Source organism: Paenibacillus sp. B01, assembly GCF_009649995.1.
GTDB lineage: Bacteria > Bacillota > Bacilli > Paenibacillales > Paenibacillaceae > Paenibacillus_O > Paenibacillus_O pasadenensis.
Window position 1 is genome coordinate 4853964 of sequence record NZ_CP045802.1, and the last position, 17808, is coordinate 4871771.

The window sequence follows — 17808 nt, forward strand, 5'->3', positions numbered from 1 at the left end:
GTCTAGCCGAGGGCCGTGCGCGCCGGCTCGCCCGCCATGCCGCTCCCCGCTCCGGCGCCGGCGGCCGGCGGCCGCGCCGCGCGCGGATCCTGCAGCCAGCACGCGACCGCATGCGTGCCGTCAAGCTCCGCCATCTGCGGCCGGTGCAGCCGGCACACCTCCATCGCGTGCGGGCAGCGTGCCGCGAACGCGCAGCCGGGCGGCGGCGCGAACAGATCCGGCGGCGTGCCGGGAATCGGCACGAGCGAACGCCCGCGCTCCCGGTCGAGCCGGGGCAGCGCTGCGAGCAGGCCTTGCGTGTACGGATGCTGCGGGCGGCGGAACAGCTCGCGGACCGTGCCCGACTCCACGATCTCGCCGGCGTACATGACGCACACGCGGTCGGCCGTCTCGGCGACGACGCCGAGATCATGCGTGATGAGCACGATCGCCGCTCCGGTCCGCTCCTGCAGCATCCGGAACAGGTCGAGGATCTGCGCCTGGATCGTCACGTCGAGCGCCGTCGTCGGCTCGTCGGCGATAAGCAGCGACGGGCTGCACGAGGCGGCGATCGCGATCATGATGCGCTGGCGCATGCCGCCGCTGAACTCGCCGAGGTACTGCTTCAGCCGCGCCTCCGGGCTCGGGATGCCGACCAGCTCCAGCATGTCGACCGCGAGCCGCCTCGCCTCGGAGCGCGGCACCTTGCGATGGAGCGCGATGCCCTCGATCAGCTGCTCGCCGATCGTCAGCGTCGGGTTGAGCGCGGTCATCGCATCCTGGAAAATCATCGCGATCTCCGCGCCGCGCAGCTTGCGCAGCTCCTTTTCCTTGAGCTTCGTCAGCTCCCGGCCCTTCCAGCGGATGCTGGAGCCGGCACCCAGCACGGCCGCATGCTCCGGCAGCAGCCGCATCAGGCTGCGGGCGGTGACGCTCTTGCCGCACCCGGACTCGCCGACGATGGCGAGCGTCTCGCCCTGCCGCAGCGAGAGGCTCACGCCGCGCACCGCCTGCACCTGACCGCCATGCGTGCGGAAGCTCACCCGGAGGTCGTCGACCTCCAGGATGACCTCCCCCAGCGGACGAGCCGCCTGCGCGGCCCGACCGAGGTCCGGCTCCGGAGCGCCGCCGCTGTCGGCGCGCTCCGGACGCGCTTGCGCCGCTTCCGGCGCTGGAGGCGCGGCTACGGCCGAGAGCGCCGCCTTTTTCCGATGATCCCGATCGCTCCGTCTCCACATCGTCACGACCTCCTCTGTCTCGGATTGAAGATGTCCTGCAGCCCGTCGCCGAGCAGGTTGAACGCCAGCATCGTGACGGAGATGAACAGCGCCGGGAAGAACAGCCGCCACCACTGGCCCGACAGGATGACCGACAGGCCGTCGCTCGCCATGACGCCCCAGCTCGCGAGCGGCGGCTGGATGCCGAGCCCGAGGAAGCTGAGGAACGCCTCGGCGAAAATCGCCGACGGCACGGAGAACGAGATCTGCACGAGGATGACGCCCATCGCGTTGGGCACGAGATGCTTGCGGATGATGCGCCAGCCGCTCGATCCCATCGAGCGCGCCGCCAGCACGTACTCCGACGACTTGAGCGAGAGCACCTGCCCGCGCACGACCCGCGCCATGCCGATCCAGCCGGTCGCGCTCAGCGCGACGATGATCGTGGCGAGTCCGGGACTCATGACGACCATGAGCAGGATGACGATGAGCAGGTACGGCACGCCGTACAGCATGTCGACGAAGCGCATCATGACGTTGTCCGCGCGGCCGCCTACATAGCCGGCGATGCCGCCGTAGACGATGCCGATGACGACGTCGATGAGCGTCGCCGCCAGGCCGATGAACAGCGAGATGCGCGCGCCGTAGACGATGCGGGCGAACACGTCGCGGCCGAGCTCGTCCGTGCCGAACCAATGCTGCGCCGACGGCGCGAGGTTGATGTCCGTCAGCACCTGCTTGTCGTAGCTCTGCACCGGCAGGTACGGACCTACGGTCGCGAGCAGCGCCAGCAGCACGATGAGCAGCGCGCCGGCAAAGGCGAGCCGGTTCTGCTTGAGCCTCCGCCACGCCTCCTGGGCGAAGCTCAGCCGCGGCCGCACGATCGCCTCCGCGTCGACGGCATCGCGGTTCATCGGGACGAACAGGGAATCCGGCACGCTCATGGCCGTCCCTCCTTCCGGTGGAGCTTGATGCGGGGATCGATGAGGCCGTACACGATGTCGACGATCAGCATCATGACCAGCAGCAGCGCGCTGTAGAACACCGTCGTGCCCATGATGACCGAGTAATCGCGGTTGTTGATGCCGTCGACGAAGTATTTGCCCATGCCGGGAATGGCGAAGATCTTCTCGATGACGAAGCTGCCCGTCAGCACGTTCGCCACGAGCGCGCCGAGCAGCGTGACGACCGGCAGCACCGCGTTGCGCAGCGCGTGCTTGAAGACGATGACCGCCGGATGCAGCCCCTTGGCGCGGGCGGTCTCGATATAGTCGGCGGTCAGCACCTCGACCATGTTCGCCCGCGTCATGCGGGCGATGATGGCGAGCGGACCGGTCGACAGAGCCAGCGCCGGAAGCACCGCATGCCGCCAGGTGCCCCAGGTCGCGACCGGCAGCAGCCGCCACTCGACGGCGACGTACTTGATGAGCAGCGTCGCGACGACGAAGTTCGGCACCGCGATGCCGATGACCGCGAGCACCATCGCGAGCTGGTCGATGAGCCGGTTTTTGCGCAGCGCCGCGACCGTGCCGAGCGCGATGCCGCACACGATCGAGATCGACAGCGCCAGCATGCCGAGCTGGAACGACACCGGGAAGCCGCGGCCGATCATGTCGTTCACCGTCGTCGGGAAGTGGCCGATCGAGGGGCCTAGATCAAGCATGAGCAGCGACTTGAGATAGAGCACGTACTGCACGCCGAGCGGCTCGTCCAGATGGTAGTACGCCATCATGTTGTCAACCGCCGTCTGGCTCGTATTCCGGCCCTCCTTGTCGAACGGGCTGCCCGGAACGGAATGCATGAGGAAAAACGTGACCGTGACGATGAGCCACAGCGTGACCGCCATGGAGATGAACCGTTTCAGGATGTAGGAAGCCATAGCCGTACGACGCTCCTTTCGGGGGCTGGGGGACTGCTCAGCAGAATTCGGCGCGCGAGGCCAGCTCGACCATGACGAGCATGGCGCGGTACGCCTCGAGCATGTCGGCGGCGGCGAAGGTGACGACCGGACTGCCGCTGTCGAGCTCCGTGCCCGGCATCAGATGCGCCCACTCGGCCTGCCCGTAGTTGGCGAACTCGATCGCCAGCACCGGCTTGTCCGGCGGGACGAGCGGCTGGACGCGGCCGCGCGCGGCGAGCGCCTCCTTCGTCTTGTCCCGCAGCAGCTGTCCGCTCTTGTCCGGCGTCAGGCAGAGCGCGGACGTGCGGGAGACGTAGGTTTTGACGACGGCGGTCGTCACGCCGGGGATCAGCTCCTCCGCCTCGACCGCCGTCCGGTCGTCGCCGGCGACGAGCAGCACGGGCACGCCGTAGTGGCCCGCGACGTAGGCGTTGAGGCCGAGCTCGCCGACCGCCTTGCCGCCCAGCCACATGCGATGCGCGCCGAAAATCATCGAATGGCTGAGCACGCCCGCGGTCGGCGCCATCGTGTGGTAGCCGATGAACGCCGCGCCAGCGAACGAGGCGTCGAGCCCCTGCACCATCGAATACGGCTTCACGTCTCCGGACAGGAGCTGCGCCTCGGGATGGAGCCGCTCGATCAGCAGATTGTTCATCTTGGAGTGGCTGTCATTGACGATCACCTCGGCGCAGCCCTCGTCGAACGCCGACGCGATCACATGGTTCGCCTCGTCGGTCATGATCTGCTGGCCGCGGGCGTAATTGTGCCTGCCCGGGAAGACGAACGTGCTGTCCACCATGCCTGTGATTCCTTCCATGTCCACCGATACGTACAGCTTCATCTTTCTTCCTCCCGAGTCGGAATTTTACATTCATAGGATGGAAAAAACCCAGCCGAAGCTCGCCATCGAGGTGGCGGCAAGGGCTGGGTTTTATTTACGAGCGTGGCGGCGAAGCGCCCTGCGGATAAATAAAGCAGCTTACACGCTGCCGGAAGTGGGCTGTTCCCGCTCTTCGCGGCCGCTGCGTGTGGATTTGAATTTTTTGGAGGCGTCCTTGAACGCGACGATGAGAGCCTTCTGCGAGGAGCCGTGATAGCGTCTGCGGATCTCCTCGCTCACCGCATCGACGTCGAGCACGCTGCAGCCGATGAAGATCGATTTGACGAACTCCGAGGTGAGCGGAATCGTGGACGAGCAGCCGGCATCGACGATGAGGCCCGTATCCTGCTCGACGACCAGCCCGATGAAAAAAGCGCTGTACTGCTGGGTGATCGGGTTGTTGACCGAGGACTGGGCGTCGCCGATCACATAAAGCGTGCTGCGATCATACGGCATCATGATAACCCCTTGTAAGCTTTTCTCTGCAAGCCGATCTGATGTAAACCATTCTAACATCGACGGACGGGTCTGTAAACGGGAAAAACCGTGGAAATCCGACGGCTTCCGGCGCGGCAGGCGAGCTACCGCTTGCGGAAAATATCCGTCATCGCCTGCGCCAGCTCCGTCTCCGCCGCCGTGAATACATAGCCGTCCTTGGCGTCGTCGAGGCCGTTCATCGCATAGACGAAGCCCGTGCCGGTCTCAGGCTCGACGAACATGCCGCTCTTGAGGCCGTACGCGTCGCCCGCATGACCGACCATCAGGCGGCCGGGGAACAGATCGCGCGTCCGCTGCAGCTGCAGTCCCCCCTCGCGGTAAAAGCCCTCCTGCGGATCGCGGAACCAGTGCTTGTCCATCATGTCCCGCACGGTCCGCTCCCGCAGCAGCCGGACGCCGCCACGCTCGCCGCCTGCGGCCAGCATCTCCAGCCAGCGGGACAGATCGGCGACCGTCGTGCGCAGTCCGCCCTGCGGCGCGAACAGCGAGCCGTTGACGCCCGGCACGTAGTCGCGCAAGGCGGCGCTCGGCGGCTCGTGGCGGCTGCCGCGGTCATCGAGCGCCGGCGTCCACGAGCCGCTGCCGCGCTCCCGCTCGTACAGCACGGCGATCCGGTCCGGATCCTCGATGTCTTGGAGCAGAAAGCTGGAATCGCTCATGCCGAGCGGCAGGAGCAGCTGCTTGCGGCAATAGCGGTCGAACCGCTCCCCGCTCAGCCGCTCCACGATCGTGGCGAGCACGATCGCCCCCAGATTGGAATAGGCGTAGCCCGCCGGATCGCCCGGGGGATGCTCGCCCCATAGGCGCGGGGGGTGATAGGCGCCTCCCGGCAGCAGCAGCTCCGACAGCGGCAGCAACGGCTCTTGCCGCGATGCCGCGGCAAATGCGGCATATTCATCCTGGAGGCCGCTCGTATGCGTCAGCAGATGACGGAGCCTGATCGGCTGCTCGGGATGCTGCGGGTGGCGGAGCGGCAGGCCGAGCAGCCGGCCCGCGTCGTCGTCGAGACTGCACTGGCCCCGTTCCGCCAGCTGCAGGATCGCGGCCGCTCCGATCGTCTTGGATATCGAGGCGATGCGGAATACGGTTCGCTCCGTCACCGGAATCCGGCGCTCGAGGTCCGCCAGTCCGAGGCTGCCCTTCCAGACGACGCGGCCGCGGATCAGATAGGCGCAGGAGAGGCCCAGAATGCTTCGGCGGTCCGCCACTTCCTGCAGCTTCGACAGCACTTTGTCCGGCTTGGCGATCGTTTCCCCCTCCTCTCGTGTCCCATTTCTGAGATAGCGTTTACAAGTGTTATGATTATCGCCCTCCGAGGCACGATTCGTCAACCCTCGGCATCGCTGAAGCGCATGGCGCCATGCTCCGGTTGACGGCCGGCCTCCCCCGCGATCTCGTCTAGTGAGAAAGGCGCTGCAGCGGCTGCTGCAACGCCTTTTTATCCCGATGATGTGCGGCTGTCGTCATGCCTCGCCTCTTGCTTGCGCTGCTGCTCCATCGCCTCCAGCGCTTCGTCCGGAATGTCGCCCAGCTCGATCCGCCTCTCGATGTAGCGGATGAACGGTAGGACAAGCTCCGGATCGAACTGCGTGCCGGTGCAGCGATGCATCTCGTCAAGCGCTTCCGCAAACGATTTCGTCCGCTGGTAAGGCCGCTCCGTCGTCATCGCGTCGAACGAGTCGATGATGCAGAGCATGCGGGCGAGCTTCGGAATCTCGGTGCCCTTCAGCCCATGCGGATAGCCGCCGCCGTCATACCGTTCGTGATGGAGCTCGACGAGCGGCACCAGGTCCGTGTACTTGCCGGTCGCCAGCAGGAATTCCTTGCCGAACGTGACATGCTTCTTGATGATCTCCCATTCGTCCTTGTCGAGCTTGGAGCGCTTGGTCAGCACCTCGCGCGGTACCTCCAGCTTGCCGATGTCGTGGATGAGCGCCCCGAGAATGAGCGTGCGCCGCTCCTCCTCGCCGAGCTCGAGAATGCCGGCCATATCCACCGCGTACGAGAACACGCGCTTGGAATGCTTGAACGTGTACACGTCCTTGGAGAGGAAGATGCGGATCTGCTGCTCGAGCTCGTTGATCTCATGCTCGAACTGCTGCGGCAGATAGGTCTGCTCGCCATAGACGGTGACGACGTTTTTGCCCTTGGACTTCGAGATGTACATCGCCCGGTCGGACAAGCCGACCAGCTGGGACTTCTCGTAGGTGTCGGCGCTCATTTCGATGATGCCGGCCGAGAAGGAGACGCATCCGTGCGGCAGCACGTCGACGCCGTCGAACGGCGCGTTGTTCACCCGCTTGCGGACGTGGTTGACGAAAGCCCTCGCCTTGTTCTTGTCCAGCTCCGGCATGATGATGGCGAACTCCTCGCCGCCGTAGCGGGCGGCCAGATAGCCGTGAGGCTCGCACTCCTCCTTGATGATGGAGCCGACGAAGCCGAGCAGCTTGTCCCCCTGCGGGTGGCCGTACATGTCGTTATACTTCTTGAAGTCATCCAGGTCGATCATAGCGAAGGAAAACGTCTTTCCATCCTCGCGGTAGAGCTTGATATATTCATCCAGCTTTTCTTCGAGGTAGCTGTGGTTGAACAGCCCTGTCCGCTGGTCTTTATTGGCTTTGTCGTTGATTTCGTGATACATGAGGAAAAGCTGCTTGAAGACATGGGAAAGCAGGACGGCGATGATGAGGAACAAGAGAATTCCGAAGAAACCTGTTTTCAACACCATAATGACGAGCACCAGGGAGAAAAGCAGGATTCCAATATAGGCGAACAGCGATTCACGAACGAATAAAGCTAATACTGGAATCAACTGATTTCGATAGAGCAAGAAAAAGTAAGCTGCTACCAAAATAATATTCACACTGAAATATGCGATCAAAGCAAGGACGAAAGCATAAATCTCACCGACGATAAAATCTCCCGTCGTCCCGTCCATCCACTGAAAAGCCCAATGAGCACCTATAATCATGGCGGAGTAGGTAATGAAATTATAGTAGTGCTTCCACCATGCCACTGTTCTACGATTAATTACGATAATAATCGCGCTTACAAACAGTACCATTAAGGAAAATTTAACGCCATAAATGAACAGGGAGGCAAGAAATATCGTCGAATCCATGGATTGATGATTACCTTCTGGAGGCAGCTTGTACATAAAGTACTCAAGCACTATCGCCCCGGCTACCATTGCATAGAAGATGACCCAGTCCTTACGATCCAGCGAAAATCCCTCAGGCCAAAAAAACGACAAGAACAGCAATGTGCCCATGAGGCAAATTGCCACTACCAGCCACTCTTTTGGTTTTAGGAGTCCAATTAACCGTTGTTGACCGCCCATGTCGTTGCTCCCCCAAAAAGATATAAAAAAAGGAATCAGAAGAGTTGTTCTTCCGACTCCTAATTGTTCGGTTCCTATCAACCTACTCTAAAGCCCGAAGTCAGAGCCACGGCTACGGATGCGAGAATGGAAATATTGAAGAAAATAACTTTCAGATTGGCTTTCTTCATAGTTTGCCCACCCCCTTTCCTAGAGTGTAGAAAGCTTAAGAGGATTCTTGGGACAAGGCGACATAATCCTTTGATTTCTTTCCCATCAATTGACAGAGGAAGAAGAACGCCCCGACATTGATCACCACATCGCCGATGCTGATGGCTTGAGTTCGAGGATAGGGCGGCGACAGCGGAATGATATCTCCCAGAAAGTAAAGCCGGGTAGACTCGTCCATCAGGAAATGCTTGCTTACGGCATCTCCGCTGCGAAGCATTTCAATGTAGATCGGATCCAATACGGACGCCGCTTCCAAAGATACCGGCATTCGTCCGCCGTTCGCCATCATGACGAGAAAGTTCAGGAGCACGCCGACAAAGATGATGCCCAGTCCTTTTTGGTGACGATTGATCCATAGGAGCGCGAGTCCGACGACATAAATGACCATATAAAAGTATCCGTTGAACTGAGCGAAAAATGGAATGTCACCCTGCAGGTAAAAGAGCAGAAATTGGACGAGCAGCAGAATCGGGAAAGCCCATCCGCCTTTGATGCGGAGATTTCCGATCGCGATCAGCCCATTCTTCCAACCCGCGCGGATGAACCCGACGATCAGTCCTAGAAGGATCCCATCATATACCATTCGCCTTGCTCCTTCTCGACGGCATTATCATTATTCCAGTAAAAATCTACAATTACCAACATTTGCACAGGGTCATTATAAGACGGGCTCATGAACCTAGTCAATATGATCTAAGTAGCATATCCTACTCATTGTTGCACAAAGGTCCTATTGACTTCATAGTAAAAAGCCTGCTTTTTGTCGAAAAAAGCGGCTTTTTTATGATCAAAAAGACCCAATGATTTGGTTAGAAAGAGAGTATGGATTAAAATTCCTTCATCTAATTAACCATATAATTGAAGAAGAAATTCGTCGAATCATCCCTTTACGGCGCCGGCGGTCATGCCTTTCATGATCTGCTCCTGGAAAATAAGGTAGGCGATGATCGTCGGCAGCACGGCGATCGCCATCGCGCCCATCGTCAGGCTGTAGTCGGTGCCGAAGCCGTCGGAGAACAAGGACAGGCTGAGCGGCAGCGTCTTGAGCGCCTGCGAGTTGATGAAGACGAGCGCGAACGCGAAGTCGTTCCAGAAGCGCAGGAACGCCAGGATCGCGACGGTCGCCAGGGCGGGCTTGCACAGCGGCAGGATCATGCGGAAAAAGACGCCCCACCAGCCGTTACCGTCAATCAGCGCCGCCTCCTCGATCTCGCGCGGGATGGAGGACAGGTAGGCGATGACGATGAAGATCGCGATCGGCAGCTCGAAGGCGGTGTACGGCAGGATCAGCGCGCCATAGGTGTCGAGCATCCCGATCTTGTTCATGAAGATGAACAGCGGCACGAGCGTGCTGTGGATCGGCACGAGCATGCCGATGACGAAGATGCCCAGCGCCAGCTTGTGCAGGCGGAACTGGAAGCGCGAGAGCACGTAGGCGGCCAGCGTGCCGAGCAGCAGCGTTAGCGCCACCGAGACGGAGGTGACGATGGCGGAGTTGAGCATGGCGCGTCCCATGTTGCCGAGATCCCACGCCCGGCTGATGTTCGTGAACACCCATTCGCTCGGCAGCGAGTACGGATGGGCGAAAAAGTCCTCGTTCGTCTTCATGGCGCTGATGAACAGCCAGTACAGCGGATACAGCGTGCCTGCGGCGTACAGCAGCAGGACCAGCTTGAGCGCTCCGCCGCCGATCAGGCGGCGCAGGCGGCTTCTCTCGCCGCCGGCCGAGCCGGCGGCAGGCGGCGCGATGGTCGTTTTCACAGTCGGCACTCCCCTCTCGTCAGCTCGATTTGCGGCGGGTGACCGCCATGTTGATGCCGATCAGCAGCAGGCTGATCAGCAGGATCATCGTGGAGACGGCCGATCCGTAGCCGTATCGGTAGACGGCGAACGTGCTGTTGTACATATAGGTGGCGAGCAGCTCGGTCGACTTGGCCGGTCCGCCGCCGGTCATGACGATGACATGGTCGAACGCCTTGAGGCTGCCGGCGATGCACAGCACGATCGTGACGACGACGGTGCCCCAGATCATCGGCAGCGTCACGCTGACGAGCTTGCGCCAGCCGGTCGCTCCGTCGATGGCGGCGGCGTCGTGGATCTCCGAGGAGATGTTCTGCAGCGCGGCGATGAAGATGATGAGATACGGGCCGATGTTGCTCCAGTTGATCGGAATCGACACGGCGTACATGTTGAGCTTCGGATTGGACAGCCATGCCTGGGTCCAGCTCTCGAGGCCGATCAGCGTGAGCGCCTGGTTGAGCAGGCCGAACTGGTAGTTGTAGATGTAGCCCCAGATCATGCCGATGACGACGGTCGACAGCACCATCGGCATGAACAGCGCGGAGCGGATCAGCCGGTTGAACCAGGTGTTCGCGGTCAGGAGCAGGGCGCCGGCCAGCGCGATCGGAATCTGGCCGACGATGGCCGAGACGACGAGAATCAGGTTGTTGCGCAGAGCCCGCCAGAAGACGGGGTCCTGCAGCATGTCCCGATAGTTGCCGAGGCCGATGAACTTGGCGTCGCCCATGCCTTTCCACTGGAAAAAGCCGTAGTAGATCGACCAGAGGATCGGCAGCACGGCGAACAGGACGAAGACGATCAAGGCGGGCAGCAGGGCAATCAGGATGAAGCGGTTGCTGCGCAGAGATGCGGGCATAGGGGGATTCGCCTCCTTAGGAGAAGGAGACCCTCCCCGCGAAGCGCGGAGCGGATCTCCCGGATGTGGCATAGGGACGGACGTTGGGAACTGCGCTTACGGGTTGAGCGAGCGGGCCTGGGCGTCCTGCAGGTTTTTGGCGACCGCGTCCGGAGCCGCGCCCATCATGATTTCCTGCAAGCCGTTGTTGATCGCCTCGCCGGCTTCGGCGGACAGGTACGCGTCGTAGACCGGCGTGATGCCGACCGTCTTGACGAGCTCGAACGCCTTGTAGTAAAGGGAGGTGACCTTCGACGAATCGACGTCGGTCTTGTACATGACCATCGAGTTGCTCTCGGCGATCGCCTTCTGCGCGTCCGGACCGCTGATCGCGTAGATCAGGTCGAACGCCGCCTGCTTGCGGTCGCCCTCGACCTTCTTGCTGAGCGCGAAGCCCGCGCCGGGGCCGCCGGAGATCGTGTTCGCGTCGCCTTTGCCGCCTGCGATGGCCGGCAGCACGGTCACTTCGATCTTTTTGAGCGTGTCCTCCGGGGTCGTCGCGAGGTTCGTCAGCGTCCAGGCGCCGCTCACCATCATCGCGGCCTTGCCCTGGATGAACACCTGCTCGGCTTGCGTGTTGTCGATCGTGTTGGCGCCCTTGTCGAACGCGTCGGCGTCGACAAGCTGCTTGAAGTAGCCGAGCGCTTCGACGAACGGCGCGTCGGTGAACGCGGCTCCGTCCTGGGCGACGGCTTTCTTGAACCAGTCGGTGCCGGTGACGCGGTCCGCGAGCGAGCCGAGGATCGTCGACTGCGCGACCCATGGCGCCTTGTTGCCGAGCGCGATCGGCGTGATGCCGGCTTTGTTGAACGTGTCGACCGCCGCCATCAGCTCGTCCCAGGTTTTCGGAACGGCGACGTTATGCTGCTGGAACAGCTCCGCGTTGTAATACAGGAAGGATGTGGCCGACATCGCCAGCGGCGCCGTGTAGGTCGCGCCGTCGAACGTGGAGCCGTCGAACGCGCCCGGCAGGAAGCTGTCCTTCCACTCCGGCTTGGCGTCGAGCAGCTCCTGGATCGGCTGCACGAGGCCCGATTCCTGGAAGCCCTTGATATGGCTGCCCGCGTAGGAAAGGAATACGTCCGGCATCTCGTCGGCCGCGGCGACGGTGCTCAGCCGCTGGCGGTAGCCGTCGACCGGAATCGCCTGGGCGTCCAGCTCGATCTCCGGATGAGCCGCGGCGAATTCGTCGATCTTGGCGCGGACCGTCTTGGCACGGGCGTCGTCGCCTGCGAAGTTGTGCCAGAGCGTCAGCTTGACCTTGCCGCCGCCGGCTCCGGAATCGTTCGTGGAAGCGCCGCCATTTTCTTCCGCTCCGTTGCCGCATGCGCTCAGCAGCGCCATCGCCGCCAGCGAAGCCAGCGCCGTCTTGCCGAATCTGTTCTTGTTCATGCTCGCATCCCCCTGTCCTGTTATGCCCTCAGTATATAAAAGACCCCGCTCCCGCCGCAGGGGAGATCCTTCGGGAGGAGGGGGGTCATCGTTCGTGAAGCTGGCGGTATTCGGTCGGCGTCAGCCCCGTGTCCGCCTTGAACAGCTTGTTGAAATACTTCGCGTCCTCGTAGCCGACCTCGGAAGCGATGCTCGCGACCTTGGCCGGCGTCTGCAGGAGCAGCTCCTTGGCCCGCTCGAGCCGCTGGCGCGTGACGTACTCGAGGTAGGTCTGCCCGGTCTCGCGCTTGAACAGCTCGCTCAGGTACGTCGGGTTCATCGGCAGGCTGCGGGCGACCTGCTGCAAGGTCAGGCTCTCGCCGAGGCGGGCGCGGATGTACTCCGCCGCCTGGCGGACGGCGGAGTGGCCGCCGCGCTCCAGCTCGGCCCAGCGAAGCGAGAGCAGGCGCAGCTCGGCGAGCAGCGCCTCGCGCGGCCGCTCCTCGAGCTCCGCCGGCGATGCGCCCTCCGGCATCGGCGGCAGCTCGCGGCCGATGGAGGCGGCCGAGCGCTCGAGCGAGCGGCGGGCGGCCGCGAGCAGCGAATACAGCCACGCGGTCATCGTGGCCGGCGTCGCCTGCGCGTCGGCGCGCGCCTGCTCCAGGAGCGCGTCCACGCCGCGCTCCAGCTCGCTTTCGCCGCCGGCCTGCAGCAGCCGGATCAGGCTGCGCTCCTCCTCCGGCGAGCAGACGGCGCGCATGCCTTCGCGCCCGGCGACGTCGTCGTAGCGGACGATGCCGGAGCGGGCGGCCAGATGGCGGAAGGCGAACGCCTGCAGCGCGGTCTGGCGCGCACGGGCGAAGCCGCTCCAATCTGCGGCCGCCTCGCCGCAGGCGGCGAGCGCCGGCCGGCCGCGCTCGGCGAGGCGGCGCAGTCCCGCCCGCAGCAGCGGCTGCAGCTGCTGCTCCGTCTCGACGGCGGCCGCGGCCAGCCAGCCGCCGCGCTCATGCGGCACGACGGCGCAGCCGAGCGCGGCCGCGAGCTCGCCGGCGTCGGCCGGCTCCTCCGCAGGCGCGGATGCCGGCTCGCCGGCCGCGGCGGCCCGAGCGGCGGCTACGGCGCGGGCGACCGAGGCCTCGATGCGGCCGGCCGCCTGCACGCCTTCCGCTGCCGCGCAGGCGCCCGGAGCCGCCGCTCCGCTCGGCAGCTCGACCGCGGCCAGCCGCCACAGCTGCAGCAGCCGGCCGCGTCCGACGCCGGCGAGCTGCGGATGCGCCGCGACCGCTCGGCGCAGCAGCTCCTCGTCCGGCTCGCCGCCGCCAAGCAGCAGCCTCGCCAGCAGCTGCTCGCGGTAGGCCGCCGACTCCCGCGCGCTCGTCTGCGCGCGCTGCTTGCGCGCCAGCCAGCGCTGCCTGGCGCGATCGGCGGCATCGAGAATTTCGCCGGGGCGGCTCGTCTTGAGCAGATACTCGCTGACGCCCTCCCTCACCGCCTGCTGCGCGTAGGCGAACTCGTCGTACCCGGACAGCACGATGATATCGAGCTCCGGGTACTCCCGCAGCGCCTGGGCGGCGAGCTCAAGCCCCGACGCCCCCGTCATGCAGATGTCCGTCAGGATGAGATCCGGCCGCTCCAGCGGCAGCCGCAGCAGCGCCTCCTCCGCGGACGCCGCCGGCTCCAGCAGCTCGAAGCCGCGCTCCTTCCACGGCAGCACGGTGCTGAGTCCCGTGCGGATGATGACCTCGTCGTCGACGATCAATACCTTCATGCTTCTCCCTCCTCGATGCCTGGCTTCGGCAGCCGGAAGCTGACGGTCGTCCCGACGCCCGGCGAGCTGTCCAGATGCAGTCCCGCCTCCGGCCCGTAATGCAGCAGCAGCCGATTATGCACGTTGCGCAGCCCGTAGCTGCCGTAGTCGCCTCCGGTGTCGGCGTCCAGCCCCGGCAGCATGCGCCTGCCGAGCAGCGTGCGGAGCGCGTCCAGCTTTTCCTCCGGGATGCCGACGCCGTTGTCCCGCACGATGAAGCGGATCGCCCCGTCTTCGGCCGCCTCGGCCTCGACCTCGATGCGGCCCGGTTCCGGGCGCTTCAGGATGCCGTGCAGCAGCGCGTTCTCGATGAGCGGCTGCAGCAGCAGCTTGAGCATCGGCCGCTCCAGCAGCTCCTCCCGTACGGACGAGACGAGCTCGAAGCGGTCCGGATAACGGATCGACTGCACTTTCACATAGCTGTCCACATGGCTGAACTCCTGCGCCACCGTGCAGTACTCGCGCCCTTTGTTGAGGCTGAACCGCAGGAAGTCGCTGAGCGCGCCGACCATCTCGGCCGTGCGCCCGTCCTGGTTCATGAGCGCCATCCACTGCACGGACGAGAGCGTATTGTACAGGAAATGCGGATTGATCTGCGCCTGCAGCGCGAGCAGGTCCGCCTCTTTTTTGAGCGACTCGCTGCGCTTGACCTCCTCGGTCAGGTTGGCGATCTTGGCGCTGAGCCGGTTGTAGCTGATGACGAGCTGCCCGACCTCGTCGATCGTCGTCACCGGCAGCACCGGCAGCGGCTCGTCGGGATGGGCATGCCGGAGCTGGCGCGTGAGCGAGCTGAGCGGACCCGTCACCTTGCGCACGATGAAGCCGACGACGACGATGACGAACAGCAGCGCGATGCAGACGGCGATCGCCGCCAGCGTCAGGAAGTAGCGGTTTTGCGAGCGGTACTCCTCGAACGGAATGATGCCGGCCAGCTTCCAGTCCGCGCTGTTCAGGGAGCGGTAGAGGATCGTCGAGCGGCCGTCCCCTTCGCCGTAGGTCAGCGAGCCTCCTTCGCCGGAGAGCGCCGGCAAGCCGGGCAGGTAGTCGCTGATCGGGCGGTTGAGCTCCCATTGCGGCGGACCGGCCATGATCCGGTTGTCGGCGTCCAGCAGCACGACCGAGCCGGAGCCCTGCAGCTCCGACTGCCGCAGCTGGCGGGCGATGACGGATTGGTCGAGGCTGATGCGGAGGATGCCGATCGGCTTGTCGTATTTTTTCGTGCTGCGGATCGGACGCGACAGCGTCAGCACCTGATGGCTCTCGAGGGAGCTGTCCTGGCGATAGACGGTCGACCAGAACTTGCGGGCGGGATCGTAGTGCTCCGGGTCCTCGGCCCGCAGCACGTCCAGCCCCGAGCTGACGACGGAGCGGATGCTGTAGGCGGCGCGGCCGTCGTTGCTTTCGATGACGATATTGCTGATGTACGCCTTGGAAAAAGCCAGATCGGTCAGGAAGCTGATGATCGAGGTCTGCTTGCGGAGATCGGACTGCCGGGCTTGCAGATCCTGCTGCACGTTCTCGTTGCCGATCAGGAACAGAGACATGTTCTCCACGTCTCGGACCATGTTGTCGAGGTAGGCCTGGAGCAGGTCCAGCGTCTTCATGCCCTCGGTCTTGGCCTTCTCCTCCGACAGCCCTTCGGCGATCGAATAGGAAAGAAGCCCGAGCGAAAAGAGGGGAACGAGCACCGCCAGAATCGTGAGCAGCGACAGCTTATGCTTGAGCGAGCGACCGAGCCAATTTTCCATCGGGATGCCTCCTGGCCGAAAACCGTAGATGCGGGTGCAGGTGCCGTCGTGCGGGTGAGGACGGATGCCGATGCGGATGCGGATCGGGACCGATGCAGATCGGGATGAGCGGAAGCTCTAGATGCCGATGCGCCTCATGGCATGTTTCCTATCATGATAGTGAAGGTTGCGGGTGGAATCCAGTCTTTTTTTGAGCGGGATCCGAAGCTGCGAATGCGTATTTCCTTCATTTTCATCGAATTCCAGGTTGAAGAAATGAAGATGCCGCGCATTCTTTTTCCCTATGATAGCGCATTCAAGTTGGAAGGGGAAGCGGCCAGGAGGCGTTCAGGGAGCCGCGGGCTGCATCGGGCTTCGGATCGCGTCCACGCCCATTCACCCGCTCCTCTCCATCAGTGGTACATTTACCACATATGGGCTCTTTCTCCGCGCCTGCGCCTCCATCAGTGGTACATTTACCACTTACGGGCTCCTTCTCCGCCGCTGCGCCTCCTTCAGTGGCAGATTTACCGCTCTAGCGCGCCATTTCCTCCGCAGCGACATCGCCTCGCCTAACCGAATGGACGGCGAGGCGGATTCCAAGCCCGCTGCAAGAAGGCGCTTTATTCGCTTTATACGCGTTGCGCGATCAACGCGAAAAAACCGGGCTGCAGCCTCCCCGGCACGCGATGCCAAGGCCGCAACCCGAAATCATTGCAGCCTCCCCTGTTCGTTTCCCTCCCTCAATCTCATCCACACGCGAAGATAGACATTTTTTCCACGCTAAAAAAGCCGAATGACGTCGTCGTCATTCGGCTCCTTCTCTGAAACGATGGCCCGCCCGCTCTCAAGCCTGCGCTACAGCCGAGGCGGAGGCTTGCAGCGCGGCGCCGCCGGCGACGGCCGCGACGACCGCCGCGTCCAGCGCGGATGCCGCGACATCCGCCGGCGCGCGGCGGGGATCCTGCAGCTCCAGGATCGCCTGGAGCGCGCGGCTCGCGCCCGCGACCGGCTTGTGGCGCGACGCGTTGCGGCGAAGCCGGTCGCGCAGCGCCGCATGCTCGAGCACCGCGCGCAGCTGGTCCATCAGCTCGCCGCGGCTGCTCGCCTCCAGAGCGGCGCCAAGGCCGGCCAGGTATGCGGAATTTTCCTGCTCCTGTCCCGGAATCGGCTTGAACAGGATCATCGGCAGCTCCTGCGCGAGCGCCTCGGAGACGGTCAGCCCGCCCGGCTTGGTCACCATGACGTCGGCCGCCGCCATCAGCTCGTGCACATGCGGCACGTACCCGGTCACGACGATTCGGTGGGCGTCCCCGACGCTGCGCAGCCGCTCCTGCAGCTGGCGGCGCAGCCGCTCGTTGCGGCCGCAGACGATGACGAACTGCGCGCGCGGCAGGCCGTCCTGCTCCTCGACGAGGCGCATGACGCTGCGGCCGATGAGGCCGTCGCCGCCGCCCATGACGAGGATCGTCGGCAGCTGCGGATCGAGGCCGTGCTTGCGCCGCAGCTCCGCGCGGTCATGGCGCTGGCCGAACTGGCGGCGCACCGGGATGCCGGTCGCGACGACGCGCGACGGCGACACGCCGCTCGCGATGAGCGCCTGGCGGATCGGCTCGGCGCCGACGATGTAGCGGTCGGTGCCGGGATGGATCCAGTAGCTGTGCCGAGCGTAGTCGGTGAGCACGGTGACGGTCGGCACGCGCGTCAGCCGCTGGAGCCGCAGATGGGACATCGCTGCGGCAGCGGCCGGAAACGTGCAGACGACGACCGTCGGCCGGAGCTCCTCGAGCAGCTGCAGCATGCGCTCCGTGCGGAAGGTGCGCAGCTGCTTGAACAGCGTCGACAGCCGGTTCTCCTCGCGCGTCGCCCGGTACAGGACGCCGTACACTGACGGCAGTCCCTTGATGCCCTGCATGTAGCAGAAGCGTCCGACCGAATGAAGCTTCGGATGGGTCCATTTCATATAGTCCACGATCGTCGTCTCGGCGTTCGGCGCGGCTCCCGCGGCCGCCTCCGCGATCGCCCGCGCGGCCTGGTTGTGGCCCTCGCCCAGCGTCCCGGTCAGGACAAGAATTCGTTGCTGGCTGCTCGCGTGCACGTACGCTTCCTCCTCTGGCTGCGGCCGCCCTGCCCGGGGCGTCTCTCGGGACCAAGAGCGGCTCGCTACGATATACATACGGGACA

Annotated in this window: 14 protein-coding genes; all 14 read right to left on the bottom strand. The window is 63.9% G+C overall.

The window, feature by feature from the left end; translation table 11 throughout:
- Nucleotides 1-2: 2 nt before the first annotated feature.
- The 14 genes from GE073_RS20850 to GE073_RS20915 all read right to left on the bottom strand — a co-directional run bounded on the left by GE073_RS20850 (nt 3) and on the right by GE073_RS20915 (nt 17722).
- Complete coding sequence (locus GE073_RS20850) at nt 3-1217, bottom strand: ABC transporter ATP-binding protein (protein WP_153784231.1); 1215 nt, start codon at nt 1215-1217, stop codon at nt 3-5.
- Nucleotides 1218-1219: 2 nt separating this feature from the next.
- On the bottom strand, nt 1220-2140 hold the full coding sequence (locus GE073_RS20855; RefSeq protein ID WP_153784232.1) for an ABC transporter permease: 921 nt from the start codon (nt 2138-2140) through the stop codon (nt 1220-1222).
- Nucleotides 2137-3075 carry an ABC transporter permease gene (locus GE073_RS20860; protein ID WP_028598808.1) on the bottom strand — a complete coding sequence of 313 codons (939 nt, stop codon included), beginning with the start codon at nt 3073-3075 and terminating at the stop codon, nt 2137-2139. The genes GE073_RS20855 and GE073_RS20860 overlap by 4 nt, the downstream gene beginning before the upstream one ends.
- A gap of 37 nt (nt 3076-3112) precedes the next feature.
- Nucleotides 3113-3937 (bottom strand): M55 family metallopeptidase, encoded by an 825-nt coding sequence (locus GE073_RS20865; protein WP_153784233.1) that lies wholly within the window; start codon nt 3935-3937, stop codon nt 3113-3115.
- A 138-nt stretch (nt 3938-4075) separates the two neighbouring features.
- Nucleotides 4076-4432 carry a DUF3870 domain-containing protein gene (locus GE073_RS20870; RefSeq protein WP_043111230.1) on the bottom strand — a complete coding sequence of 119 codons (357 nt, stop codon included), beginning with the start codon at nt 4430-4432 and terminating at the stop codon, nt 4076-4078.
- 125 nt (nt 4433-4557) lie between these two features.
- Nucleotides 4558-5703, bottom strand: coding sequence for a serine hydrolase domain-containing protein (locus GE073_RS20875; protein WP_194843430.1), 1146 nt, complete (start codon nt 5701-5703; stop codon nt 4558-4560).
- 209 nt (nt 5704-5912) lie between these two features.
- A complete protein-coding gene (locus tag GE073_RS20880) occupies nt 5913-7115 on the bottom strand; it encodes a bifunctional diguanylate cyclase/phosphohydrolase (protein WP_228551688.1) in 1203 nt (400 codons plus the stop codon).
- A 904-nt stretch (nt 7116-8019) separates the two neighbouring features.
- Nucleotides 8020-8607 (bottom strand): DUF5317 domain-containing protein, encoded by a 588-nt coding sequence (locus tag GE073_RS20885; protein ID WP_028598805.1) that lies wholly within the window; start codon nt 8605-8607, stop codon nt 8020-8022.
- 296 nt (nt 8608-8903) lie between these two features.
- Complete coding sequence (locus tag GE073_RS20890) at nt 8904-9785, bottom strand: carbohydrate ABC transporter permease (RefSeq protein ID WP_416362098.1); 882 nt, start codon at nt 9783-9785, stop codon at nt 8904-8906.
- Between the two features lie 19 nt (nt 9786-9804).
- The gene (locus tag GE073_RS20895; RefSeq protein WP_028598803.1) at nt 9805-10680 is read right to left on the bottom strand and encodes a carbohydrate ABC transporter permease; all 876 of its coding nucleotides are present in this window, start codon (nt 10678-10680) and stop codon (nt 9805-9807) included.
- Nucleotides 10681-10776: 96 nt separating this feature from the next.
- The gene (locus GE073_RS20900) at nt 10777-12111 is read right to left on the bottom strand and encodes an extracellular solute-binding protein (RefSeq protein WP_052333188.1); all 1335 of its coding nucleotides are present in this window, start codon (nt 12109-12111) and stop codon (nt 10777-10779) included.
- 85 nt (nt 12112-12196) lie between these two features.
- Nucleotides 12197-13858, bottom strand: a complete 1662-nt coding sequence (locus tag GE073_RS20905; protein WP_153784235.1) for a helix-turn-helix domain-containing protein — start codon at nt 13856-13858, stop codon at nt 12197-12199.
- On the bottom strand, nt 13855-15645 hold the full coding sequence (locus GE073_RS20910; protein ID WP_101808151.1) for a cache domain-containing sensor histidine kinase: 1791 nt from the start codon (nt 15643-15645) through the stop codon (nt 13855-13857). The genes GE073_RS20905 and GE073_RS20910 overlap by 4 nt, the downstream gene beginning before the upstream one ends.
- An 826-nt stretch (nt 15646-16471) precedes the next feature.
- Nucleotides 16472-17722: an MGDG synthase family glycosyltransferase gene (locus GE073_RS20915; protein WP_180968403.1), complete on the bottom strand. Its 1251-nt coding sequence runs from the start codon at nt 17720-17722 to the stop codon at nt 16472-16474.
- Between the last annotated feature and the right edge of the window lie 86 nt (nt 17723-17808).